The sequence below is a fragment of the Vibrio sp. 10N.222.52.C3 genome, from assembly GCF_041474195.1.
Taxonomy (GTDB): domain Bacteria; phylum Pseudomonadota; class Gammaproteobacteria; order Enterobacterales; family Vibrionaceae; genus Vibrio; species Vibrio crassostreae_C.
Genome location: NZ_JBFRTQ010000118.1, coordinates 1 through 26,114 on the forward strand (window position 1 = coordinate 1; position 26,114 = coordinate 26,114).

Below are 26,114 nucleotides of genomic sequence, written 5' to 3' on the forward strand. Positions count from 1 at the left end.
TGCTCGGCGCACAATAAAAGCGACGGGTTAAGAAACCGGTCGCTTTTTTGAATCGGTAAACTGAAAGCTGACTAAACAGGGCTGAGAGGAGCTAAAAATTTAGCTACAACATAGTTAATGTGAGTTTCGCAAGATTATAAGCATCGACATAACCCGAGTGCTGACGACCTTCCCACTCAATATTTTTGGCTTCTTGAGCAGCGCGGTGACCAATGCGTTTGTCTTTCAATCGATTCTGAACTCGATAAAGCGTGGCGATATTCAAGAACTCGCTGAACGGAGGTTCGATGCCTTTCTCAATACACTCTTTGTGTAAGATAAGATCGTCGCGTCCCCACGCTGCATAGATTTTCTTTGGACCACCGAAGTTCTTAATCATCGACTTGATAACAGACTCTAATGGGCGACCCTGTTTTTCGATTTTACGAGGTGTAATGCCCGTTAACTCGGCGCAGAATAGAGAGACTTCGTCTTTTTCGGGCTTAACGTAATATTGCGCGCGCTTCACGATGGTTCCAGATACAAGATCGATCTCAGCAAGACCAATTTCAATGATCTCCCCTGTTGTTCCTACACCGTCTTCGCTCCAACAGCACATTTCCAAATCGAAACACACCACTCGATTGTGATTCATACGTCGCCTAATTCTCTCGTCAAAAATTTCGTGAAATTGTACATGAGCCTAATAAAGAACTCGACCCCAGTTGCATCAAGTGCTCATTTAGCCTGCAATTGTGACTCGATTTCGGCCATTTGACTTACTTAGGTATAACATGCTGTCAGTTTTTTGAAGGAGCGCTTCAATGTCTTCATTAGTGCGGATGGTAGCCCCGATGCTTAGAGTGCAACTCAATAGCTGGCCAGAATGCTCGCAATGAGACTCACTTACCGTCTCTAAAATACATTCTAAATAGCGAGACAACGAGTCATGTTCGGTGATGCTCGAAATGATACCGAACTCATCCCCTCCCATCCGGAATAGGTTATCTCCAGACTTCAAGCTCACTGAGATAACCTTAATCACATGGATAAGTAACGCATCACCGGCTGGGTGCCCAAACTTATCATTGATCTCTTTAAACTTATCAACATCAAACACTATTAAGCTAAACGGCTTATCGCTTTGTATCGATTGACCAAGCATCTTATTAAAAGCTCGGCGATTATAAATTTCCGTTAAACTGTCATGATTGGCAAGAAAACGAAGTTCTTCTGTTCTTTCATCAATCATTCGATATAAGCGCTCTTTCTCTCTAATTTGCAGGTTCACAATATAAGCAAGCAGCAATGAGATAGTGGTACCAACTATGCCGATTCCCGCCAACACTAAGTAACCATTAAATGAAATACATGCATCTATCTTGAAGTCGATAATCCATTCACGGTTAGTTAATGTAATCGTCTTTGTAATGTGCTGCCCAGTTACCGCTTCATAACCATTGGTTTCGAACATTATCGGGGCATCTTCAGCTTCAAAACCGCTATCGGTAACACGCACATAAACGTCCATATCGCCGACAGTAGATGCCAGAAGTTTCTCAAAATAGTATGTGGTACGAACAACACCAATTACAACGCCGAGTAAGTTGTCACTCTCTCCCTCAAAGACAGGGTGATACACCAACATTCCGCTCTTAGGTGTGTTGCTGTCTAAACCGTCTTGCAACAGACGAACTTTGTCTGAAATATTCGCTTCACGTGTTTTTTTAATGTTATCAATGACCAGATTAAACCGCTCACGAGAAGAGTAAAAACCCAAAACACCGTTGTTCACTGGATCATTCGGATAAATATCTGTCGCGATAAATACGGGCTCGCCATCCAAGACATAACCATAAGTTTTTGGCCCATGTTTAGGGATAGTAAACATTCTATAGGATGGGTATTGAGCTTTCATTTTGGCGGTGTGCTCGGCAAGATCTTCTACCGCTACTTTTTGCATCCACTGCAATCCGATCAGGCTTTTCGAGCCGTTAATCGTTTGCTGAGCAAAACGATCAAATCGGTCCCGACTATCGACATCATTAGAATAGAAAAAATTCGCACCGGAACCGATATAAGCAACATCGTTATCAATAAACGCTTTTAAGCTGAGCGTTTGATGCTGAGCAAAGCTATCCAGATTCTCATTCAAAGACCTATTTTGATTCGCCGCAACCAAAACAAAACACAACACCGTCATCAAAAATGTGGCAAAAAAGACAACTAACGGCAAAGTTCGTTTCTTCAACCCTGTTATGGGGTCGGTAGTGTGCGGCATGTGGCTTCCAAATAGTCTCTAATGAGTTAAAAGTATATAACGGAAGGGAATCATGCTCCATTTCTGTTTAGTCTTAAAACTGACATAAAACGGGCATTGTTTACCTTGCCCTCACATCGACGACCAATATTCGACCGAATCTCGACTAAATTTCAAGCTAACACACCAAAAACCCACTTGATTAAAAACATTAAATACCACTCTTAAGCCTTGAATATGCTAGTATCCATCCATATTTATAGCTTGAAAGTGACCGTTTCGGCTTAGTGCCAATGAGTTTCTTTCCAACCTGTATATTCCTTTGAACCGACGAATATACCGTTAAATCAATTTTAAAGAGAAATCACTATGATCGTTGATTTGAACCTAATCCCACAAACGTTTGATATGCTTCACGCAGGCCTAACTGCATCAAGCGTTTTACTACTGTTAATTGCCGTTTCTCGTAAAACCAAAGTGGTTGAGAAAGTCGTAGAAAAACCAGTAGAAAAGGTCGTTGAAGTTGAAAAGCCAGTTGAGAAAATTGTCGAAGTAGAGAAAGTAGTAGAAGTTGAACGTGTGATCGAAAAAGTAGTAGAAGTTGAATCTAAGCTTGCTACAGCACCTACTGATTCAGCAATGCAGCTACTGTCTATCATGCAGCAAGAAGCTCGTTTAATTGACTTCCTAAAAGAAGACCTAACGTCATTCTCTGATGAAGAAGTTGGCGCAGCTGCTCGTGTTATTCACACTGGCGGTCAAAAAGTATTAGCCGATTACGTAACGCTGTCTCACATCCGCACTGAAGATGAAGAAACACGTATCACTATCGCTGAAGGTTTCAATCCTCAAGAAATTCGCCTAACAGGCAACGTAACGGGCAATGCACCATTCAACGGCACATTGGTTCACAAAGGTTGGAAAGCAACTGACATGAACCTGCCTAAGCTTGCTGAAAACTACGATGCATCTGTAATTGCACCGGCAGAGGTAGAGCTATAATGGAACACCAAACTCAGCCATCATCGCACGAGCCTTCTTCTCAAGAACATACGCCGCAGATGCATTCACAAGAGCAAGCGCCTAAGTTCAGTGTTGGTATCGATTTAGGTACCACACACTGCGTTTTGTCTTTCATCGACACAAGTAATGAAGACGCTCGCGTTGAGGTGATGCCAATCCCTCAATTGACGGCTCCAGGTACAGTAGAAACTCGCAGCCAACTTGGCTCGTTCCTATACCAGCCGCACGAACATGAAATGAATGCGGGATCTCGCGTTCTTCCTTGGTCTTCTGAGCCAAAAGCGCTAGTCGGTGCGATTGCTCGTAACCTAGGTTCGAAAACCCCTATCCGTTTGGTAGCAAGTGCAAAATCTTGGCTATGCCACGGTGGTGTGAACCGTCGTGATGCGTTCCTTCCTGCAGGCAGCCCTGAAGAAGTTGAAAAGGTATCTCCGCTTAAGACCACTGAGTTGTACCTTGAGCACCTTAAAGATGCTTGGAACCACGCTAACCCAGAACACAAACTGGCAGACCAAGATGTAACGATCACGGTTCCTGCTTCGTTTGATCCTGCGGCTCGTGACCTAACAGCAGAAGCTGCGCGTAATGTTGGCTTCACTCACCTGACACTTCTTGAAGAACCTCAAGCAGCACTGTATAGCTGGATTGATAACAGCAACGACACATGGCGTGATGAAGTGAACGTTGGTGACATCGTTCTTGTTGTCGATATCGGCGGTGGTACGACTGACCTTTCGTTAGTTGAAGTAACACAAGATGAAGGCAACTTAAGCCTGAACCGTATCGCTGTAGGTGAACATATCCTACTGGGCGGCGACAACATGGACTTAGCTCTGGCTTACCGTCTGAAGATGAAACTGGCTCAAGAAGGTAAAGAACTGGCTCCTTGGCAGGTTCAAGCAATGACTCACGCGTGTCGTGATGCGAAAGAAGCACTGCTTAACGATGCTGAGCTTCAATCTGTGCCAATCGTTGTTCCAAGCCGTGGTTCTAAACTGCTTGGCGCAACACTGAAAACAGAACTGACTCAGCAAGAAGTTCAACAAACATTAGTGGACGGCTTCTTCCCTAAAGTTGCTGTAACTGAACACCCTGTACAAAAGACGCGTGGCGCACTGACTCAAATGGGTCTGCCTTACGCTCAAGACGCAGGTATTACTCGTCACATTGCTGCATTCCTTTCTAAGCAAGCGAACGCGCTTTCTGGAAATAGTGAAACCGCTCAGCAAGATTTCAACCCGTTTGCAAACATGCCCGGTATGCCCGGTACAGAAGCGCAAGGGTCAGAAGCGCCAGCGGCAGACTTCATCAAACCAACAGCGGTACTGTTCAATGGTGGTGTTCTAAAATCTAACCTACTTGCTGATCGTCTTTCTGACACTATCAATGAATGGCTAATTAATGCAGATGCTGAATTTGCTAAACAACTTTCAGGTTTAGACTTAGACCTAGCGGTTGCAAGTGGCGCTTCTTACTACGGCGCAGTTCGTCGTGGCCAAGGCGTTCGTATCCGTGGTGGTATCGCATCTTCTTACTACGTTGGAATTGAAAGCGCGATGCCAGCTATCCCAGGTATGGCTCCTCCAATGGAAGCACTGTGTGTTGCACCATTTGGTATGGAAGAAGGTTCAAGCGTACAAGTACCTAGCCAAGAATTCGGTCTAGTGATTGGTCAGCCAGTACACTTCCAGTTCTTCGGTTCAACCATTCGTCGTGAAGATGAAGCGGGTACGCACCTTGATCACTGGGCGCCTGAAGAGCTTGATGAGCTTCCTGAAATCCAAGTGACATTGCCGGTTTCTGAAGGCCGTCGCGAAGGTGAAGTGGTTCCAGTGACTTTGGCTTCTCGCGTTACTGAGCTAGGCACCTTACACCTAGAAGCGATTGCTACTGACAACGGTCAGAAGTGGCACGTTGAGTTCGATGTTCGTGAAGACTCGAATAACGACTCAAACGAACAAGCATAATGAATCAACGGCACCTTAGCGGGTGCCGTTACTTTATCAATGCATTTCTCAATCTAGTCCTGCCTGTTTCTCAGGAATGACGTTTACGAATAACAACAATAAGACCAAAGCTATCAAAAAACTGGTCATCACTCTGGAAGAATAAGGTTTTGTATGGCAACTCCTCGTTTTTTAGTCGGCATTGACTTAGGTACAACCAATACGGTTGTCGCTTACTGTGAAATCAACGACGACCTACAACATGCTCCCGTTTCTCTTTTCGATATTGACCAACTCATCGGCCCCGGTGAAGTGGTTCGCAAGCCCTTACTCCCATCCTTTCGTTACCACCCAGCACAAGGTCAAATCTCCCCTTCTGACCTGACGATGCCGTGGGAACCAAGCCCCGTTGAAGGCGATATTAAGAACGTTATCGTCGGTGAATGGGCTCGTGAATTAGGCGCTAAGGTTGAAGGCCGCCAAGTATCGAGTGCTAAGAGTTGGCTATCACACCAAGCGGTTGATCGTAACTCCGACATTCTGCCTTGGGCTGGCGCAGCTGATGTCGATAAAGTCTCGCCAATTGTGGCGAGTGCAAGCTACCTCAACCACATTCGCCAAGCATGGAACTACCGTAACCCGAGCAACAAGCTGGAAAATCAAGATGTTGTGGTTACCGTTCCGGCTTCCTTCGATGAGACAGCACGTAAGCTGACACTCGAAGCGGCAGAACTTGCGGGCTTAGGTAAGATTCTATTACTCGAAGAGCCGCAAGCCGTTTGTTATGACTGGTATGCCCGTCACCAACAAACCGCAGCAGATGAACTTCAACAAATTCCGCTGATTCTAGTGTGTGATGTTGGCGGTGGTACCACCGATTTAAGCTTAATTGAAGCCAAATTCGATGCGAACACCGACGGTAATAACGAGCTCGCACTCGACCGTATTGGCGTTGGAGAACACTTGATGCTCGGTGGTGACAACCTCGATTTAGCGCTTGCTCACCTTGCAGAGCAACGCTTCAATCAAAACAAAAAGCTGAATGCTTCTAGCCTAACCAAACTAATTCAACAAACTCGCGCCGCAAAAGAGAGCCTACTTTCTGCCAATGCACCCGATGATGTGAAGATCACCATGCTGGGCAGCGGTTCAAAGCTACTTGGCGGTACTAAGAGTATTGGCTTAACCAAACAAGAAGTTCATCAAATCGCATTGGAAGGTTTCTTCCCGCTTTCTGAGTTTACTGAAACACCCGACAAACGCCGCAGTGCAGTGGTTGAGTTTGGTCTGCCTTACGTGGCTGACCCTGCAGTGAGTAAGCACGTTGCAGAATTCCTAGCAACACACCAACAAGTGTCTAAAGCCGCATTAGAAAACTCAGACTCGATTGAGTTCGATGACACCAAACCTGCAATTCCAGTTGGCGTGCTGCTCAATGGTGGTGTGTTTAACAGTGAACTGGTAACAGAGCGAATTACTCAGCTACTGGGCAACTGGAACGGTTCTCCTATCACAGTGCTTGATAACCCTCATCCAGATTGGTCTGTTGCCCTTGGCGCGGTTGCCTTTGGTAAAGCACGCCGCGGTGCACAGCTGAAAATCGGTGGCGGTGCTGCCCGTTCTTACTTCTTGCATCTGCAAGAGAAAAACAAGATGGGTAAAGCGCTTTGTCTGCTTGCCAAAGGAACCGAAGAAGGCCAAGAGATACGCTTGAACAGCCGTCGTTTCTCGCTGACTTTAGGTGAGCCAGTACGATTTAATCTTCTGACTTCAACACACGATCAAATTGCTCATGACACCGCCATTCAAAACGGTGTGATGGTCAATGTGGATGCCGACTTGTTCTCCCCTCTCCCACCGTATATTTCTACGCTGGAAGGCTCAGGTACTGCAGAACTTCAAGCCAACCAAAAAGAGCGTGTTGAAGTACTGCTCGCTTGTCAGTTAACCGAAGTCGGCACATTGAAAATGGAGTGTGTGAGTATAGAAGATGACTCTAAGCGTTGGTTGCTCGAGTTTGAAGTAAGAAACAAGCAAGGTGATGAGTCTGATACCGCTAAACTTCACCCAAGACTGGATGAATGTAAGGAATTGATTTCTCGTCTGTACAGCGGCAACAAGAAGAGTGCTGAATCAAAAGAGATCAAAACACTATCGAAAGATCTTGAGAAGCGACTCGGTAAACGCGATGAATGGGACTTCACGACCCTTCGTCATCTATTTGATACCTTCTCATTAGGTCGTAAACGTCGTCGCCGCTCAGAAGCACACGAGAAGAACTGGCTACGTTTGGCGGGATACTCGCTACGTCCTGGCTTTGGCGATCCGACTGACTCATGGCGTATCGAACAGATTTGGGGCCTTTACCAACAGAACATTCAGTTCAAGAACCACCAAGGCTGGACAGACTGGTGGGTATTCTGGCGTCGTGTCGCTGGTGGGCTAAACCAAGAGCAGCAAGAGAGTATCTTGGCTGACATCGCTAAATACCTTCACCCAGGTGCAATGAAGAACCCTAAGACAGCCAAAGATGCGCAAGATAATGGTTATGAAGCCATGGTCCGTTTAGCGGCGTCACTTGAGCAACTTGAGGTTGAAGACAAAGTGCTGCTGGCAAGTTGGTTCTTAAGCAAAGCGATCAACCATAACCAATTTGAACAGGCTCACTGGTGGGCGCTAGGACGATTAGCATCAAGAACGCCTTTGTATGGCAGCCAACACAGCGTAATTCCTAGAGAGCAAGCTGAACAGTGGTTACCAAAACTGCTTGAACAGAACTGGCAGAAAGAGCAGATGATTGCCTTTGCAGCGGTGATGATTTGTCGAAAAACCGGTGACCGTCAGTTTGATATCTCTGACGACTATCGCAATCAAGTGATTGAGAAGCTTAAGCAAAGCAAGGTACCTGACTCATGGTTAACACTAGTGAGTGAAGTGACTGAGCTTTCTGAGAGCGAATCTAAGCGCGTATTTGGTGATGCGTTACCAAGCGGATTAAGCCTAATCAATAACTAGGTTTGAAAACGATTAGCTTTCGTTGCTAATGGTAAAGAAGCTAGCAAGAAAAGAAAAAGCCACTTTCGATTCGTTGAAAGTGGCTTTTTTATTGGTGGCTTAAGGCTGGTATGTGTAATCGACTTATAGCTTTTTGGTTAAGAGCCTTAGCCGTGTTGCAGTTCATCATTGTTAATGTTTGGTTCCAGTTGGGTTGATAGGAAAATCCGTATTTTCATAAATGTCAGATAGTTTTTTCGGTTTATTCTCTTTTGCTCCTTTGTTCGATTGATTATGAGTTTCGCTTAAAAGCCATTCCTCATGCATTTTTGCTGAATCCAAAAACTCTGGATCCTCCATTGCTTCCTTGCGAAGTTTATTTACACGTTCGAGAGTATCCCAAATCATAATACTTCACCTCCACTAAGGCAGGAATATAAAGATAGCTCAACCCCATGAAACTTCAACTAACCCAATGAGATAGCGATCTCAATTTCGTAATTCACTCGCTTTAAATGAGTGGATATGGTCACCTTTAGTTGGGCTCAAATAGTGGGTCTTTCCCCATGATCTTCGAAGATCATTAGGCACAAAAAAAGCGAGCTCGATGCTCGCTTTTTGTTTATCTATCTGTTGCTCGGATTACCAGCACTAGCTCGATTAAATCACACCGAGGTTAAGCACGGTTACCAATTTTCACCTTGCCATTGGTAGCAAACCAAAGGGCTTCTGAACGACGACGACCGATTAGAATCGGGCCATCATCGTAGAACAAGAAGTTCTTCCAATGCTTCTTGAAAATCGCCCATTTGGTTTCAAGAACATTGTACTTTTCGTAACAAAAATAAACAGTTACGTCATCTTGCCAATCAATAAAGTTAAGAATCTCTTCTGGCATTTCAGGCTCATCCGCTTCCCAATGCGCCATCCAACTGATCTCTTCATTCCAGTTCGATGCTTTGCTTGGCCAGTCTTGCGAGCTCAGTCGTTCTGCGTCTGGGCTTTGAGGGCTCACGTTCTCTTTCCAGAACTGAGAAGCTCTCGCCTGTGTCATTGGCTTAATCTTTTCCAAGTCCTCTGCCGGCAGCGGCATTGACTGGTGTGTGAAAATCCATTTTCTTTGGTATTCGTCCAAAGTTGTGTATGACATCAAAATTCCTCAAATATCTTCTCAGGCTGATGGATTTACCATGCCTATCTGTTCTTTTTGATGCAGTGACGGTTTCATTTTATCTATGTCGTCACTGCCTCTAAATCTGTATTTACGCTTAATTGGTACTTACGCCTAATGACTATTGATCTCTATACAGCGCGTCTATCTTCCCAGTTTGGGTTAACTAATGCCGTCAGTATATGGTCTTCCCATTTACCGTTAATCTGTAGGTAGTCTTTAGCAAAACCTTCTCGGACAAAACCAAGATGTTCTAATACACCAGCACTGCGTTCGTTGTGAGGCATGTAGCCCGCCATTAAGCGGTGCATGTTCTGCACATCAAACATGTAGTCTTTGGCCATGCTCAAACCTCTGCGCATGTAACCGTGGCCCTGTGCACTTTGCGCCAATGAGTAACCGACATTACAAGCGTAGAACGGGAAACGCGACAAATTACTGAACGATATGGTGCCTAACATTTCATTAGAGTCAGCGTTAATCAATAAACAGTAATAGCCTAGCCCCATTTTATGAAGCTCGTTTAACTTGATCAGTCGCTGCGCCCAACTCGCTCTATCAAAGAACGCGTCTTCGCGAATCGGTTCCCAAGGTTTCAGGTACTCTCTGTTAACCTGAAAGTACTCGCTGATCATGCCAGCGTCATCGATTTCAGCCGTGCGTAAAATCAGATTACCATCATGCTTATAAATGCGCTCTGGTGTACTCAAATCTTCCATAATCTTGTTCTTATTCGATCAGTTCTTTCTGATACCGTAATCACGAAGCTTATTCGCAATTGAGGTATGAGATACATTCAAACGTTTTGCTAGCTTACGGCTGGATGGGAAAGACTGATAAAGCTTCTCTAGAATCTGAGATTCATAGTCTTTCATGATCTCATCGAGCGAGCCGTCTAAGCTCAGGTTCGCCATTCCAGCCGTCATTGTTTCAAGCTGTGGCAAGTGGAATTGCTCAACCGTTAGCGTGTCTGAATCCAACTCTGTTAGTGCGCGTAGAACCATGTTGTCTAACTGACGAATGTTGCCCGGCCATTGGTAATTACCAAGCTGGTCGACTAACTCTTGAGTCAGTTTTGGTTTTAACATACCTAACTGCTGCGCGTACTTTGCAACGAACAGTTCCAACAGTGGCGCTACGTCGTTTGAGCGTTCACGCAATGCAGGGATAGACAGAGTCAGTACATTCAAGCGGTAAAACAAATCTTCACGGAACGAACCCGAGTCGGCTAATTCAGAAAGACGGTGGCGCGTTGATGCAATAATACGAACATCAGCGTGCATCTCTTCTTCTTCACCAACACGACGGAATGAACCATCTTGTAGGAAACGCAGCAGCTTGATTTGTAGATGCGGGCTCATCTCGCCAATTTCATCTAAAAATACGGTACCGCCATTCGCTTGTTCGAAAATACCTTTATGACCTTGCTCATGGTTGAATGAACCCGGCGCATGACCAAACAATTCCGTTTCTGCTACGTCATCAGGCATCGATGCACAGCTTAGAATCAAGAATGGGAAAGACGATCGATTTGAACGGTTATGACACGCTTTCGCCAGCATCTCTTTACCCGTACCTGTATCGCCTTCAATTAATAGAGGCTGATCCAGCATAGCCAATTTCTTAGCTTGGCTGATCAAGGCTTTATGGCGATTAGAGACACCAACAAAGTGTTCAAAACCCAGGTTGTTCTGTTCTGGGATTGAATCTGGCGAGTTCATCTCTTGATTACAAGAACGAATCGTCATTACTGCGCTTGCCAGTACCGCTTCGTTGACATCACCACCAAGGTAAATCGGCAGGATCTCAATAGAGAAATCTAAGCCATCCAACACGACAACTTCACGATGGCGCGTTACATCGCCTTCGATCCAACGAGCAAAGTTAAAACTAGGAACAAACGTCGCGAGCGGTTCACCGATGACTTCATCTTCTTGTTTGTTGAAGAGGCTCAATGCGGCGTGGTTAGCCATATCGACTGAGCCTTTAAGGTCAATCGCAATCACAGGATCAGGTAGGTTTGCCAGCAGAGCAATCAGCTCTGTGTTATGCCTTTCGCTTGGCATAAATTGGATTTTACGTACATCCTTCACACCTGAAATTCGGCGAATTTCAGCCATAAGTTCACTAAAAGCATCAAAATCAATATCAGGGCAGTTTAGATAAATAATACCTTTAACATCAATTTCGATTCCTCTTAAATCAATGCTTTTTGAGGCCAAGATATCGAGCAACTCACGCGTTAAGCCGAGTCTGTCTTCACACAATACTTCAAGACGCACAAATAGTCCTATTATAGGTGTCAGGATAAGTTGACAGTAGTGTGGATTAAGCTCTGAGTTCAGTCAAGAAGAAGAGTAAACATATGTTTACTCTTCTTCTAAAACTATTGAGCTTCAAATGCTTTATTTAAGAGTGATACGCTTTATTTCAGAAAGGACGGCTTTGCGGAGGTCTGCCAGTTTTACTTTTCGTTCGTTATGCCAAGGCATAGGACGCAGCAATGTCATGGCTTTTAAGCCCAGTCTTGCAGTAAGGATACCGACACCTAGCCCCTGCCCTGCTCGAGCTGAGACTTTGCCTGCAAGATCCATCGAGACGAGATCCATACTTGCATCAATCGCGAGCTCACTTGCTCCTGCAGCGGCCATGTTGATTAACACCAGTTTAAATAGCTTAATGCGAGACCAGTAGCCAAGCTCAATGCCATACACATCAGCAAGCTTGTCTATCATGGTGAAATTTCGCCAAGCCACCAACAACATATCAGCCGCCGCCAATGGACTCACCGCGACCAAAGCCGCCGATTCGGTCGAAAACTTAGTGACGATTTGAGTCGCTACTTTGTCTTGTTGACTCACGACTAACGCATCGTACATATCCAACACTTCTGCATCACTGTGTGCAGGGTTAATGCTGTTTCGCCACTTATCGTACGAAGGAGACTCAGCGATAATGCCGCCTTGCTTGGCGATGTTTTCACAGAACGCTTTGCCCTTGCCGACACTTTGACTTTGGAGTAGCTCTTCACTCTGCTCTTGCACACTAAAGTGATCTTTAAGTGAACGCAGTTTCCACAGCTCTTTGCCTATTGCGCCTAAACCCAATGAAGCAATGGCAGCAATGAAGCCTGCCCAACCTAATGCCAGCCAGTCAGCCGATTGAATCGCGGTAATGACCGAATCAATTGCCTGCCATCCAACTAGGCCAGAGAAAGCGACCAATAAACCCGTTCCAAACCACTTCTTCTTTTTGCTCGGTCGAATCACTTGTTCCAATTGCTGCTCAGCTTCACCATCAAGATCAGCTTTCACTTGCGGTGCGACAGGGACAAATTTCTCTTGCTCTGTGAACAGTTGTTGAGCGCCTAAATCCGGGCCAACGTCACTCTTGTCTTGCTCATCAAAAGAGGTCTTCAACGGTTCATTAAAGACCTGCTTTGTTTTTAATTCACTCATTTTGATTGCCTCAATTACTTCAACTTGTCGCCAATGAGATACTCTAAAACCTTGTCGACTCTTAGATGTTGGCAAGGCTCATCGGAATGTTGCTCCATCGGTCTAAAGCTCGTGAAATCAAACTGGTTGGTTTCCCAATACTGTTTATTAGGCAACTTACGCGGCACCTCTCCCGGATACATGGTTTGAGGGACATTATCCAAAGTCACACCTTGCAACGCCGGAACATTGTCTGAACCCGACGAGATATAACCCGCGCTGGTCGCTTGAATAGACGCGATACTCATACAACTCATGTCGATGTGTTCAAACGCCGCCTGCTGCCAAGCTGGATGCACCATCTGTTGTAACAGTGACACCAAGTTCGGATGTTGATCCGGTGTCACGTGGTCAGCTTTTGTGGCTGCAAACAAGATCTTGTCGATCTTCGGCGCGAATAAACGTCTTAAGATATTGCTTCGACCGTACTTAAAGCTCTTAAGTAACTGTTCTAACGCGCCACGCATGTCCATGAAAGAGTCATAGCCCGCATTAAGTGGCTGTAAGCAATCCACTAGCACGATTTGTCTGTCGAACGTCGCGAAGTGATTCTTGTAGAACGCTTTGACGACCTTCTGTTGATACTCTTCATAACGCGCTTTAAGTACCGCATAGTTACTTGTTTTTGAGAACTTACCCTCAGGTGCGATGCACGGGAAGAATTGCAACACAGGCGCGCCTTCAAGCTCACCGGGTAATACGAATCGACCCGGTTGTACCCAATGCAGCCCGTTACTTTTACAAGTATGAAGGTACTGAGTGTAGCTATCGGCAATCGCGACCAGTTTCTTTTCGTCCGCTTCTGCTAGCAAATCGATATCACCACGCATGGCGTTCCACTGTTGCGAGTAAGTTTCTCTGTCGCCTTTCAATGCGGCAAACTGAGATTGGCTCCAGGTATCGAAGTCCATATCCAGTAACGGCAAATCAAGCAGCCATTCACCTGGATAATCGACAATATCGAGATAAAGGGTGCTGTTTTTACTCAGTAGCTTTTTCGCGCCCTTCGCAGGCTTATATTTGATTGCTAGACGAATCTCACTGACATCACGCGTTGGCACTGGCCATTCTGGTGGCTGTGCATTCAACGACTCCATCGCTTCATCATAAGAGAAGCGTGGAATCATCATGTTGTGTTGCGGGATACGCTTTGCGCCAATAATTCTTCCATCTCTCGCCGATGCAAGCAGTGGCAAGTTTTTGTGGGTAGACGTATGCAGAAGCTGATTAACCAGCGAAGTAATGAATGCTGTCTTACCCGCACGAGAGAGCCCCGTGACCGCTACTCGAATATGAGAATCCGTTCCTCTGCTTATAAAGTCACTCATTTCTTGAGTTAGGTGTTTCATTAGAACGACTCCGTGATAGTTAGGCTAGCTGGTTATGATAATAGAGAGGCAAGCCTATGTTCTTTCCCCGTTGGGATAGTTTGTATGCTTTTGCTTATGTTGATGAGTATGCAATACACATTCTTAATGCTAGATGAATAAAAGCCCCTGACTACATTCATAATCAGGGGCTTTAGAATTTTTGTACGATATCCGACGTTTAATCGTCTTCAATCAACTTGTAGATAACAAACAGTGCAATCTCTGCAATTAGCCAAAGCGCACATGTAATCGTCACGTATTTATTATCAAAGATACTGATCCCTTTCAAGATCAGGTCGTAGCCAACAAAAGCACCAATCACCACTGCCAAGATAATCTGTAGGATCTGAATAAAACGAGGCATTCCTCTCTCCTATGTTCTTATATCAAACTATGTGTTTATCACTATATCATTGATAATAAGACAAAAGTGCAGATAATGCTGCACTTTTGTCTTTAACTTTCTGTCAAAAATTGCAATTCAAACGCTGAAGTTAGCGACAATTACGATTTTTGGCGTCGGTTAATTACGCTTTCTCAGCTTCAGCAATCTTCACTTTCCACGTGTCAGGGCCGATCTGGTGTGCGTTCACGCCGTTAGAGTCAACCGCTACCGTTACAGGCATATCTTCAACTTCAAACTCGTAAATCGCTTCCATACCGAGATCTTCAAACGCAACAACGCGTGCTTTTTTAATTGCTTTCGCGACTAAATAAGCTGCACCGCCAACCGCCATTAGGTAAACCGCTTTGTGCTCTTTGATTGATTCAACCGTTGCAGGGCCACGTTCCGCTTTACCGATCATGCCCATAATGCCAGTTTCGTTCAGCATCATGTCAGTGAACTTATCCATACGTGTTGAAGTTGTTGGGCCTGCAGGACCTACCGCTTCATCACCTACAGCATCAACAGGACCCACGTAGTAAATGAACTTGCCTTTGAAATCAACGCCGGCTGGTAAGCCTTCGCCGCTTTCTAGCATGCCTTGAATACGTTTATGAGCAGCATCACGACCGGTTAAGATCTTACCTGACAGAAGAACCGTTTCGCCGGTCTTCCACTCTTGTACGTCTTCTTTAGTCACTTCATCAAGGTTAACACGACGTGTATTTGCGCCCGCTTCCCAAGTGATGTCTGGCCACTCTTCTAACTTAGGTGGCGTTAGCTCTGCTGGGCCGCTGCCATCTAGTGTGAAGTGAACGTGACGCGTTGCTGCACAGTTCGGGATTAAGCAAACTGGCTTAGATGCTGCGTGTGTTGGTGCTGTTTTGATTTTTACGTCAACCACAGTCGTTAGACCGCCAAGACCTTGTGCACCAATGCCAAGCTTGTTTACACGGTTGAAGATGTCTAAACGAAGCTCTTCTTCTGCGTTCTCAGGACCTTTCTCGATAAGCTCTTGGATATCGATGTGTTCCATCAAAGATTCTTTCGCTAGCACAGCTGCTTTCTCAGCCGTACCGCCGATGCCTATACCTAGCATACCCGGTGGACACCAGCCTGCACCCATTGTTGGCAGCGTCTTCTCTACCCATTCTGCAATATCATCAGAAGGGTTCAGCATAACCATCTTGGTTTTGTTCTCAGAACCGCCGCCCTTAGCCGCGATTTGAATTTCAACTTTGTTGCCTGGAACCATATTAATGTGGACAACCGCTGGTGTGTTGTCTTTGGTATTAATACGCTTACCTGCAGGGTCCATTAGGACAGATGCACGCAATGGGTTATCTGGGTTGTTGTAAGCTTGACGAACGCCTTCATCAACCATCTGTTGTACTGTTTGATCCGTTTCCCACCTAACATCCATACCGATGTTCACGAAACAAGTAACAATACCCGTATCCTGACAAATTGGACGATGGCCTTCCGCAGACATGCGCGAGTTGATAAGAATCTGAGCGATCGCATCTTTAGCTGCTTGGCTCTCTTCTTTCTCGTACGCTTTTTCTAGGGCTTGGACAAAGTCTAAAGGGTGATAATAAGAAATGTACTGAAGTGCGTCAGCGACACTGCTGATCACATCTTGCTTACGAATAACCGTCATTGCATGCCTCTTTATTGTTCTGGTTCCATGTGGGTTCACAGTTTGACTATATGTGCCAAATCGAATTAGGTGGTTTAGCTTTTTATTGTGTTGAGCTGTATTTAGTTGCTTTAGCAATCGCTTGCATAGCTTTAAACTAAACCACTTGGATTACTCCGTTCTAATCAAGAACCCATTTTATTTTCAATTTATGATACTCTTGCTTCCTCTCACACGCCATGCAGTGATCGAACTCTTTGTCACAAATTAAACAAATGAATAACAACGAATTTCGCTCTATCCAAATCAAGCCGCTTGAATATCAATCAACTTTAGCTAAACAGCTGTTTTCCCATATTGAAAACCTGCCGTGGGCAATGCTATTACGCTCCGCTTCAGAAAGCCACGTTGATAGTCGATACGATATTTTAGTTGCTCAACCCATCGCCACCTTCGAGACAATCGGTGCAGAAACGACCGTTAATGTTAATGAGACGTGCGAGGTTTCAGACTCTGATCCTTTCGAACTACTCGACCAATATCAGCAACAATTATTGCCTGCGACTAAAGAGCACACTCAGTTGCCATTCGTTGGCGGCGCTTTAGGCTATTTTAGCTATGATTTAGGGCGCAGAGTCGAGACACTTCCATCACTCGCAAAGCGTGATATTGAAGCACCTGACATGGCAGTTGGCTTGTATGAATGGGCTGTTATCGTTGACCACCAATTGAAAACGGCGTGTATTGTCGGTAGCAATATCGATGAACATCATGATTGGCTAATGCAGCAGATGGCTCAATCACACCTATCACATGAGCCCTTTGGGTTAACCACACCGTGGCAATCCAATATGAGCGAAGAGAGCTACGCCACTAAGTTCGATAGTGTTCAAGAGTACCTGTTATCCGGGGACTGCTATCAGATTAACTTAGCTCAGCGCTTCAATGCCCAATACCAAGGTAGTGAATGGCTGGCTTATGACAAGTTAGAACAGTACAACTCAGCGCCCTTTTCGGGTTTTATCCGTTTGGCCGACTGCGCAATCATCAGTGTTTCGCCAGAGCGTTTCTTAGAACTCAAAGACAACGTCATTGAAACCAAGCCAATCAAAGGCACACGACCTCGTTCTGAGGACCCGATGATTGATAATGCCAACGCGCAAGACCTAGCAAGCGCCGATAAAGATCAGGCGGAAAACTTGATGATCGTCGACCTACTTCGTAATGACATTGGCCGAGTAGCAAAACCGGGCACAGTGCATGTACCAAAGCTCTTCGATATTGAAAGCTTCCCTGCCGTGCACCACTTAGTGAGCACGATACGAGCGGACCTTGATGACCAATACTCTGCAACTGACCTTCTGAGAGCCTGTTTCCCTGGAGGATCGATTACTGGCGCACCAAAAGTTCGCGCGATGCAGATCATTGAAGAGTTAGAACCGCATCGACGTTCAGCGTACTGCGGCAGTATTGGCTACATCAGCCGAAATGGCAGAATGGATACCAGTATTACCATTCGTACATTAGTCGCCGAGAACAACACGCTTTATGCTTGGGCTGGCGGTGGCGTGGTATTTGATAGTGATTGTGCTTCTGAATACCAAGAAACACTGGATAAGCTGAGTCGAATTCTACCGGTACTTGAAGATTGCTAAACCTAGTGTCATTAACTGCGAGTTCCGTAGCTTAACAACGGCTAGCAAAAGTTCGATATAAAAAGAAACCGAAGGATCGTAAGATCACTTCGGTTTTTTAGTCTGTAAGTTAGAGTACATAACTCACAACGCTTTATTCGCGTGTTTAAGCGACCTTCACCGCAGAGACACCCCACTTCTTAAGCATCTCTTTCAGATCATTGGCGGTGTAAGGTTTACTCAAAATGTCATCCATCCCACACTGAATACAACGTTCGCGTTCTTCAAGTGTCGTTCCGGCGGTCAGAGCCACAATAGATTTAACGTAACCCTTCTCTCTTAGCTTCTCTGTTGCTTCAAACCCGTCCATAACAGGCATTCTGCAATCCATGAATACAATATCGTATTCATTGTCTGACGCGAGTTCAAACCCTTCGACACCATTGCTTGCGATAGCAGGTTCAATCTCATGTTTACGAAGCATTTGCTGGATGATGATCTGGTTCATCTTAATATCATCAACCACCAGCACTTTAAGTAGTGACAATTTCGCTTCAGACTCAAAGCCCTTGGCGACACTATCACTCTCTGCCGGAACATCGACAACTTGAAGAGGAATCGAGATGGTAAAGGTCGTGCCTGAGCCAACAACACTGGTCACCCCAATATCGCCATTCATCAGAGCCACCAGTTTGCGACAAATCGCTAAGCCAAGCCCGGTGCCCTCATAGTTTCGGCTACTTGAGTTATCTGCCTGTGTAAAAGGTTCAAATAGCGTCTTATGTGCTGATTCAGCAATTCCGACTCCGGTATCTTCTACAGAGAAAACAAATTGGTTTTTGTCCCACTCAATATCAACATTCACATGCCCCTCTTCTGTAAATTTGATCGCATTACCGATTAAGTTTACAAACAGTTGCGTGATACGTTCTAAATCGCCTTGGAAATGAGAAGGTACGTTAGATGCGACACTGATATTAAATTCGATCTGCTTCTCAATCGCGCGATTGACGAAGATACTTTCAATCGTATTTCTCAAATCATGCAACGCAAATTTCTTAGGAATAAGATCCAACATCCCTGCATTGATTTTACTGAAATCAAGCAAGTCATTAATGATGGTTCTGAGAAACTCTCCAGATTGGCTCAGGTTATTCACTATTTCACGCTGAGAACTGCTGAGTTCGGTATCGCTGATCAATTCTGCACTACCTAACAAACCATTGAGCGGAGTTCTTAGCTCATGGTTAATCATGGCCACAAAGTCGCGCGTTGCCCTCTCGGATTCTTCCGCTCGTTTACGTGACTCAACATTTCGATTGATAGCAAGCTGATGAGTTAGTGCACTGCAGATAAGATCGGTCACTAACAACAGTTGGCTTTGAATGAATTCATAGTCTTGGTCTAACAATCTGACCTTCACGATTAACGCGCCAACTATGACCTTTTCGACCTCTAATGGCACCGTTAGCAGGTTGCCTTGCCAATGAGGTTCTTGAATGTATTGCTCTATCACCTCGACGGCTTCGTCACCATAGTCGTAGGTGTGTAACTGCGGGATCAGCTTGGGAGGCAAAATCAAACGACTGGCTTCGATCAAGTAACTGTTGGTCACATTCATCGTCAATTGTGACAACATGACGTCATCGAGATCATTTCTAAGGAACGCGCGCCCGAAATCAATCAACAGGTTGTCGATTTGTTCTTGGAATTCAATGCGGCGTATATTCGCGTTGGAGCGTTTTTCTAACTGACGCAAAGCAAGCTCAAGCTGTTGGTTAGCCTCGAACAGTTCGAGGCTCTTCTGTTCCAACAATCCTTCAGCCGCTTTCCTTGCCGCGATTTGACGCTTAAGCTTCTTCTCTAGGGCAGATGCCAGATCCATATTACTTTTCTACTTTGAGATTAAACCTAACCACGCTTTGGTCATCATTTTGTGGCGTCATCTCCACCGCGATAGATTCACCGTGGTATTCAGCACATCCTTCAATAAGCCCTAAGCAAACATGAGACATACACCTTGCGCTTTTGTAGTCAAAAACAAGTTGTGCTTCGGTCGTGGTGATAAAACTGAATTCAGGTGGCTCAGCATCTGGATAGAGCTTCTTCACTTCAACATGAATGTAACGCTCTACGTGCTGAATAAATTGAAAGGTGGTATTGCTGTGAGCAAGGCTCGCTTTATTCGGTAATGAGGCCAGTAAGTTCTTAAATACAGACTGCCCAAACACGCGTTGCAAGCTTGCCGCATCAATATCGGTTTTCTTACTCAAGTTGATAATCAACCTGACAAGGTCTTTGTGGTCGTAACTGCCGACCGACGTATAGATTCCTTCATCTTCTGACATTTCTAGAACTTCTTCCAAAAGCTCTAGCCCAAACTTGTCTTCAACAAGCTCTAAAAATTCGGTGAATATGATTCCTTTCATCTCATACCTTTTCTTCTATTTCTTTTTAGAATGGTCCACTAAGTTATTGTTATCAAATTCTTAAACAAAAAATCTACGTTTCGTCACCCAATTTTATGACATGGGTAACGCTTACTCGCCTGTATGCACATATTGAATATAGCAAAAATCGTCATTTTGAGGAGATTCATCGGTAAACAGCCTCTCATGACGCCCAATTGATAACTAAAAGAGGGAAAGTGAATGAAGAAAAACTCGATATTGGTAATCAACCCACGGTTATGTCTATACTTAAAATCATAATAATCAATATATTGGCTTGATATGAATAAAGAAAACTTCCTTCAGCAATTCCAACTTAACCCTACCGTTGGCTATCATCCTGAGTCAGTAGAGCGTGTTTCGCACATCAGTGGCGAGCAATTACGTAAAGCGGCAGTGGTGGTAGGTTTAGTTGAAAGAGAAGATGGTTTACATGTCATTTTTACTAAAAGAGCGGCTCATTTAAAGCATCACCCCGGCCAAGTCAGCTTTCCTGGTGGTAAACACGAACTTTCTGACCCTTCTATGCAATTCACTGCACTCAGAGAGCTCCATGAGGAGGTGGGAATTCGATCGGATCAAGTTAAAATTATTGGGCAATTACCAGCATTGAGTACTATTAGTAAATTTTCTGTGACGCCGATTATTGCCATGGTCGATCCTGACTATGAAGCCATCATTGATGAGAACGAAGTTGCCTCAATTTTTGAGGTACCCGCTACCTATGTTTTAGACCAAGCCAAGTTACACAGCCACACTGTTAACTTTAAACAAATCAAGCATCGGGTTTTTGCGATGCCTTTCCAAGAGCACCTAATTTGGGGCGTTACGGCGCAAATTATCCAATCGCTGCAGCAACACGTAGTGCAACGAATCACATAGCAACTACGTTTTGTTTAATCTCTGTTAACAAAATCCAGACTTTCTATGGAACAGATTTATTAATGCAATTTTACGCAAACGTTTCCCTGGTATAAATCTATACAACCCCGCCTTTCGCATAAATAAAACTAATACCAGGCATAAACATAAATCACATGTAGCACGCTATTTTCGTGATCAAAAATTCGTTTTTCGCATATCATGTGACACGCCGTTTCATTACATGATTTAGATCTATTTTTTGCAGAAGAAAATTCTGCAGAATTAGCCCCGACTTATTTCCTGTTCCCAAAAAATGAGTAATTTAACATGAACACAACAACTTCTTCGGCAAATGCCGTTAAAGATTCAAGCAAGTTTAACTATAAAGATTTTACCTGGTGTTTATCACTATTCGGTACAGCAGTTGGTGCTGGCGTACTATTCCTTCCTATCAAAGCTGGTGCGGGTGGTTTTTGGCCATTAGTTATCCTAGCTCTAATTGCGGCACCAATGACTTGGTTCGCACACAAATCTCTAGCTCGTTTCGTACTGTCTGCTAAAAACCCTGAAGCTGATATTACAGACACAGTTGAAGAGCACTTCGGTAAGACTGGCGCAAACATTATTACTTTTGCTTACTTCTTCGCTATCTACCCGATCGTTCTTATCTACGGTGTTGGTATCACAAACACAGTTGATTCTTTCCTAGTAAACCAAATGGGTATGGAATCTATTCCACGTCCTCTTCTTTCTGGTGCACTTATCCTTGCTATGACAGCAGGTGTTGTATTCGGTAAAGAGCTGATGCTTAAAGCAACTTCAGCAATGGTTTACCCACTAGTATTCATCCTACTAGCGCTATCTTTTTACCTAGTTCCTGATTGGAACACTTCAATGATGGACGTAAGCCCAGAATGGTCAACAATGCCTTCTATTATCTGGCTTGCTATTCCAATCATCGTGTTCTCTTTCAACCACAGCCCAATCATTTCACAGTTCTCTAAAGAGCAACGTCGTGTATACGGTGATGACGCAGTTAAGAAAACTGACGCGATCACTGGCGGCGCAGCAATGATGCTGATGGGTTTTGTAATGTTCTTCGTATTCTCTGTAGTTCTTTCTCTATCTCCAGAGCAACTAGCAACAGCACAAGCACAGAACATCTCTGTTCTTTCTTACCTAGCAAACGTACATGAGTCTCCACTTATCTCTTACATGGGTCCTCTAGTAGCGTTCGCAGCGATTACTTCTAGCTACTTCGGTCACTTCCTAGGTGCTCACGAAGGTCTTGTTGGTCTAATCAAGTCTCGCTCAGGTTCTTCAATCTCTAAGATTGAAAAAGCATCTCTAGCGTTCATCGTTGTTACAACTTGGATTGTTGCGGTAGTTAACCCAAGTATCCTAGGTATGATTGAAACAATGGGTGCTCCAATGATTGCAGCTATCCTGTTCCTAATGCCTGTGTTCGCGATGCAGAAAGTACCAGCTATGGCTAAGTACAAAACTTCAGCACCTGTGCAAATCTTTACAGCTTTATGTGGTCTAGCGGCTATTAGTTCTGTAATCTACGGCGCTCTTTAATCTCAAGCCCTTTTTATAAGATGGCATCCATCTTATATCGCGAGATTAGACAAAAAATATAATGATAATAAATGAGCCTCCCTACTCCCCTTGGGAGGCTCTCTTTTTGAGGCTCTCTTTTTGAGGTAATCGCTATGATTAGTGTATTTGATATCTATAAAATCGGTGTTGGTCCATCGAGCTCACACACAGTTGGACCAATGAAAGCGGGTAAAGAATTTATTGATGACCTACGTTCAATGGGAAAATTGCGCGACATCACTAAAATCACCGTGGACGTATATGGATCACTATCACTGACAGGGAAAGGTCACCACACAGATATCGCAATCATCATGGGTCTTGCTGGCAATACTCCTGAGCGTGTTGATATCGATTCTATTGCTGGCTTCATTGCTCGCGTAGAAGAAACTGAGCGCCTTCCTGTTGGCATGCACTGTCATACAGTATCGTTCCCACGCGATGGCGGTATGAACTTCCACACTAGCAACCTTTCTCTACACGAGAACGGCATGAGCATTCATGCATGGGTTGGTGACGAAGTTGCATACTCAAAAACGTACTACTCAATTGGTGGCGGTTTCATCGTTGACGAAGAGAACTTCGGCAAAGAAGAAGAAAACCCAATCAAAGCACCTTACGAATTCACAACAGCTGAAGAGCTGGTTAATCAGTGCAAAGAAAGCGGTCTTTCTATCAGTACACTGGTTATGAAAAACCAAGCAGCGTTCCACTCAGACGAAGAGTCTCGCACTTACTTCGCTAACATCTGGAAAACTATGCGTGAGTGTATGGATCGCGGTATGAATACTGAAGGTATCCTGCCTGGTCCACTACGTGTTCCTCGCCGTGCAGCAGCACTTCGCCAACAGCTAATGACTTCAGAAAAAACAACCAATGATCCAATGTCGGTTGTTGACTGGGTAAACATGTTTGCTTTCGCAGTAAACGAAGAAAATGCAGCTGGCGGCCGTGTAGTAACGGCACCAACAAACGGCGCATGTGGCATCATCCCTGCTGTATTGGCTTACTACGATAAGTTCATCCAAACAGTGACAGAGAAAGATTACATCCGTTACTTCGCAGCTTCTGGCGCGATCGGTGGTCTTTACAAGCGTAACGCTTCAATCTCTGGTGCTGAAGTTGGCTGTCAGGGTGAAGTTGGTGTGGCATGCTCTATGGCTGCTGCTGGTCTTGCTGAGCTTATGGGTGGTAGCCCTGAGCAAGTATGTATGGCTGCAGAAATCGGCATGGAGCACAACCTAGGTCTAACATGTGACCCAGTTGCTGGCCAAGTACAAGTACCATGTATCGAGCGTAACGGTATTGCTGCAGTTAAAGCAATCAACTCGACTCGTATGGCGCTTCGTCGCTCTTCTGCTCCTACTGTTTCTCTAGATAAAGTTATCGAAACAATGCTAGAAACAGGTAAAGACATGAACGCTAAATACCGTGAGACATCTCAAGGTGGTTTGGCTGTTAAGGTTGTTTGTTAATCATTCTGAATTAATAAACCGATAATAAAAAAGGAACGCCGCGGCGTTCCTTTTTTGTATCTGAAGCTTTTGGAGCTAAAGCTTGGTGACTGATTGATTCAACCGACCAAATTGTTTTGTTAAATCACTTGCGAGATAAGCAGGAAACAACCAAACAGCAGTGAGAACAACATCATTGCGCTGCCACCTTCTGCTCGGTATCGGTCATCAGCAACTTTCATGAAGCGCTGCTTGTGAACCATAACCAGAGGAACAAACACCGCTAGGAACACCAAGATGATGCCTGCGTAATTCAGCACTTGTAGGAACTTGTCTGCAGCAAGCAATGAACCCGCCAACGGCAAGATAAAGCTAATGCAGTACGTTACCGCTGTATTTTGGTTGAACATGTCTTTGTTCTGGTTGAACAACGCCATTGCTACGCCAAAGAAAGAAGTCAACAACGCCAAGCCAGTGAAGGTAGACAAGACGTTACCCACCCAAGGAGACTGAGCCTCAAACGCCGCCATCAAATCTGATACGTTCTCAAAGCTACGGAATTGATCTTCACTCAAGTTGCCCACTACCGCAAACAACCAACACAAGTAACACACTAATGGGATCAGAGAACCGATGATCACCATGTTACGCAGCTGTTTGTCTGTCGCTTCGTGGTTGTAAGAAACCAAGGTTGGAATCACCACCATAAAGCCAAAGCTCGTAAACAGGATGGCACTGGTTTTGATTAGGTCAACGTGGTCATGGCTGGTTACCTGCATCAAGTTTTCTTGAGTCATGCTCGGCGCTAAGAAGGCCATGGTTGCAAACAAACTAGCAAGCATCACGAAGAACAATGCTCGATTGAGCTTATCAATCACACCAGTACCACTTGCGACTACTGCGCCAGCAAGCAAGGTAAACACGGTTTGGCTGGTAGTCGCGGTAATTTCGACGCCAAAGTTAGACAGTAACTTACTCAGCAAGTCACCTGCGCCCAGAATGTAAGCCATTAATAGGCAAATCAACAACGCGTATAGCAAGCCGTTGGTAAGCAACTGACCTTGTTTACCCAAGGTTTTTCGGGCAATAGAGTTTAATCCTAGACCGCCACCCGCTTTGATGGTCGCTTCTAGAAGTAGTAATGCTGCGTAAGTCGTACCGAAACAGATCAGTACCATAAGCAGTGTGCCGTAAAGCAATCCGAATTGAGCTAATACCATTGGGATCGCAAGCATACCAGCACCGAGAGCGGTACCAGCGATAATTAGGGAGCTACCCATCATTTTAATATTCATTGTTTTTAACTTATTTGTTTAGTTTTTATAGATGTGAGTCTTCGTTCATCGAGCGGATGACAAAGGAGTTCAGATAGAAATAAAGTTATAAAACGAATAACAATAGGAGCGATAAGCGGTAAAGAAGCGTGCAGAGACGTTGTCGAACAGGGCGTTCAAAGGGGAGCTTGTCTTAAAAGAGGTAAAACGAGAAGCGTGAGTAAGCATTAACTGATGTGGTGAACCTTCCGTAGGTTCAATAATCGGTGATGTAATCTTGAATTTCATGTATGTGTCCAATAAGTCACATTCCATAGTATTTGAAGCAGCGTATCCGTTGCTGCCCTACCTCTATCATAGAGGTCTTTTCATCTTATCGAATGAGCCTCGAAACACAACGCTATAACCACAATTTTTGCTATTAAATTGAACAAAACAACCATTTGGATATAAATTGACCACTAAGTCGTCTAAAACAATAGTCTTTATTGATAAAAGACAAGCGGACAAATACATCGAGCTAATTAACAACCTAGGCTTTTCTAATTATCAGCACAATCAAAACTCGATGC

The 26,114-nt window shown here is 44.7% G+C and carries 21 protein-coding genes; 7 read left to right on the forward strand and 14 right to left on the reverse strand.

All coding sequences use genetic code 11. The annotated features are described in order from the left end of the window. Positions 1 to 103 precede the first annotated feature (103 nt). Together AB4517_RS17435 and AB4517_RS17440 are read right to left on the reverse strand one after the other, a co-directional pair. The gene (locus tag AB4517_RS17435; protein ID WP_017060438.1) at positions 104 to 634 is read right to left on the reverse strand and encodes a 3'-5' exonuclease; all 531 of its coding nucleotides are present in this window, start codon (positions 632 to 634) and stop codon (positions 104 to 106) included. Between the two features lie 87 nt (positions 635 to 721). Beyond that, entirely contained in the window at positions 722 to 2,260 is a 1,539-nt protein-coding gene (locus AB4517_RS17440) for a sensor domain-containing diguanylate cyclase (protein WP_208774093.1), read from the reverse strand. Between the two features lie 348 nt (positions 2,261 to 2,608). Here AB4517_RS17440 and AB4517_RS17445 point away from each other — a divergent pair, with 348 nt between their 5' ends. From AB4517_RS17445 to AB4517_RS17455, 3 genes are all read left to right on the forward strand, one after another. After that, positions 2,609 to 3,241 carry a DUF2760 domain-containing protein gene (locus tag AB4517_RS17445; RefSeq protein WP_017060436.1) on the forward strand — a complete coding sequence of 211 codons (633 nt, stop codon included), beginning with the start codon at positions 2,609 to 2,611 and terminating at the stop codon, positions 3,239 to 3,241. Continuing rightward, on the forward strand, positions 3,241 to 5,229 hold the full coding sequence (locus AB4517_RS17450; protein WP_372148977.1) for an Hsp70 family protein: 1,989 nt from the start codon (positions 3,241 to 3,243) through the stop codon (positions 5,227 to 5,229). The genes AB4517_RS17445 and AB4517_RS17450 overlap by 1 nt, the downstream gene beginning before the upstream one ends. A 153-nt stretch (positions 5,230 to 5,382) precedes the next feature. Then, the gene (locus AB4517_RS17455) at positions 5,383 to 8,223 is read left to right on the forward strand and encodes an Hsp70 family protein (RefSeq protein WP_372148979.1); all 2,841 of its coding nucleotides are present in this window, start codon (positions 5,383 to 5,385) and stop codon (positions 8,221 to 8,223) included. Between the two features lie 171 nt (positions 8,224 to 8,394). On the opposite strand, the gene AB4517_RS17460 is transcribed toward AB4517_RS17455, so the two are convergent. From AB4517_RS17460 to AB4517_RS17495, 8 genes are all read right to left on the reverse strand, one after another. Continuing rightward, the gene (locus tag AB4517_RS17460) at positions 8,395 to 8,610 is read right to left on the reverse strand and encodes a hypothetical protein (RefSeq protein ID WP_017065431.1); all 216 of its coding nucleotides are present in this window, start codon (positions 8,608 to 8,610) and stop codon (positions 8,395 to 8,397) included. 268 nt (positions 8,611 to 8,878) lie between these two features. Further along, entirely contained in the window at positions 8,879 to 9,352 is a 474-nt protein-coding gene (locus AB4517_RS17465) for a DUF2947 domain-containing protein (protein ID WP_017060433.1), read from the reverse strand. A 152-nt stretch (positions 9,353 to 9,504) separates the two neighbouring features. Then, a complete protein-coding gene (rimJ, locus tag AB4517_RS17470) occupies positions 9,505 to 10,092 on the reverse strand; it encodes a ribosomal protein S5-alanine N-acetyltransferase (RefSeq protein ID WP_017060432.1) in 588 nt (195 codons plus the stop codon). Positions 10,093 to 10,110: 18 nt separating this feature from the next. Next, positions 10,111 to 11,655: a transcriptional regulator TyrR gene (gene tyrR / locus AB4517_RS17475; protein ID WP_136974821.1), complete on the reverse strand. Its 1,545-nt coding sequence runs from the start codon at positions 11,653 to 11,655 to the stop codon at positions 10,111 to 10,113. A gap of 123 nt (positions 11,656 to 11,778) precedes the next feature. Further along, the gene (locus AB4517_RS17480; protein WP_102333205.1) at positions 11,779 to 12,831 is read right to left on the reverse strand and encodes a YcjF family protein; all 1,053 of its coding nucleotides are present in this window, start codon (positions 12,829 to 12,831) and stop codon (positions 11,779 to 11,781) included. Between the two features lie 14 nt (positions 12,832 to 12,845). Beyond that, on the reverse strand, positions 12,846 to 14,219 hold the full coding sequence (locus AB4517_RS17485) for a YcjX family protein (protein ID WP_017067718.1): 1,374 nt from the start codon (positions 14,217 to 14,219) through the stop codon (positions 12,846 to 12,848). 199 nt (positions 14,220 to 14,418) lie between these two features. Then, complete coding sequence (locus AB4517_RS17490) at positions 14,419 to 14,604, reverse strand: hypothetical protein (RefSeq protein ID WP_004734731.1); 186 nt, start codon at positions 14,602 to 14,604, stop codon at positions 14,419 to 14,421. Between the two features lie 163 nt (positions 14,605 to 14,767). Continuing rightward, positions 14,768 to 16,285: a fumarate hydratase gene (locus AB4517_RS17495; RefSeq protein WP_017068776.1), complete on the reverse strand. Its 1,518-nt coding sequence runs from the start codon at positions 16,283 to 16,285 to the stop codon at positions 14,768 to 14,770. 254 nt (positions 16,286 to 16,539) lie between these two features. On the opposite strand from AB4517_RS17495, the gene pabB reads away from it, so the two are divergent. Then, positions 16,540 to 17,919 carry an aminodeoxychorismate synthase component I gene (gene pabB, locus AB4517_RS17500; RefSeq protein WP_372148981.1) on the forward strand — a complete coding sequence of 460 codons (1,380 nt, stop codon included), beginning with the start codon at positions 16,540 to 16,542 and terminating at the stop codon, positions 17,917 to 17,919. Between the two features lie 145 nt (positions 17,920 to 18,064). On the opposite strand, the gene AB4517_RS17505 is transcribed toward pabB, so the two are convergent. Both AB4517_RS17505 and AB4517_RS17510 read right to left on the reverse strand, forming a co-directional pair. Next, positions 18,065 to 19,783, reverse strand: a complete 1,719-nt coding sequence (locus AB4517_RS17505; RefSeq protein WP_372148984.1) for an ATP-binding protein — start codon at positions 19,781 to 19,783, stop codon at positions 18,065 to 18,067. A 1-nt stretch (position 19,784) separates the two neighbouring features. After that, positions 19,785 to 20,327 carry a heme NO-binding domain-containing protein gene (locus AB4517_RS17510; protein WP_017060423.1) on the reverse strand — a complete coding sequence of 181 codons (543 nt, stop codon included), beginning with the start codon at positions 20,325 to 20,327 and terminating at the stop codon, positions 19,785 to 19,787. Between the two features lie 303 nt (positions 20,328 to 20,630). Here AB4517_RS17510 and AB4517_RS17515 point away from each other — a divergent pair, with 303 nt between their 5' ends. The 3 genes from AB4517_RS17515 to AB4517_RS17525 all read left to right on the forward strand — a co-directional run bounded on the left by AB4517_RS17515 (position 20,631) and on the right by AB4517_RS17525 (position 24,289). After that, positions 20,631 to 21,230 carry a CoA pyrophosphatase gene (locus AB4517_RS17515; RefSeq protein WP_372148987.1) on the forward strand — a complete coding sequence of 200 codons (600 nt, stop codon included), beginning with the start codon at positions 20,631 to 20,633 and terminating at the stop codon, positions 21,228 to 21,230. Between the two features lie 309 nt (positions 21,231 to 21,539). Next, positions 21,540 to 22,793, forward strand: a complete 1,254-nt coding sequence (locus AB4517_RS17520) for an aromatic amino acid transport family protein (RefSeq protein ID WP_048609200.1) — start codon at positions 21,540 to 21,542, stop codon at positions 22,791 to 22,793. A 134-nt stretch (positions 22,794 to 22,927) separates the two neighbouring features. Next, complete coding sequence (locus AB4517_RS17525) at positions 22,928 to 24,289, forward strand: L-serine ammonia-lyase (protein WP_017060420.1); 1,362 nt, start codon at positions 22,928 to 22,930, stop codon at positions 24,287 to 24,289. A 119-nt stretch (positions 24,290 to 24,408) separates the two neighbouring features. On the opposite strand, the gene AB4517_RS17530 is transcribed toward AB4517_RS17525, so the two are convergent. Together AB4517_RS17530 and AB4517_RS17535 are read right to left on the reverse strand one after the other, a co-directional pair. Continuing rightward, a complete protein-coding gene (locus AB4517_RS17530) occupies positions 24,409 to 25,551 on the reverse strand; it encodes an amino acid permease (RefSeq protein WP_017065421.1) in 1,143 nt (380 codons plus the stop codon). A gap of 81 nt (positions 25,552 to 25,632) precedes the next feature. Then, positions 25,633 to 25,830, reverse strand: coding sequence for a hypothetical protein (locus tag AB4517_RS17535; protein WP_048611631.1), 198 nt, complete (start codon positions 25,828 to 25,830; stop codon positions 25,633 to 25,635). Positions 25,831 to 26,114 lie beyond the last annotated feature (284 nt).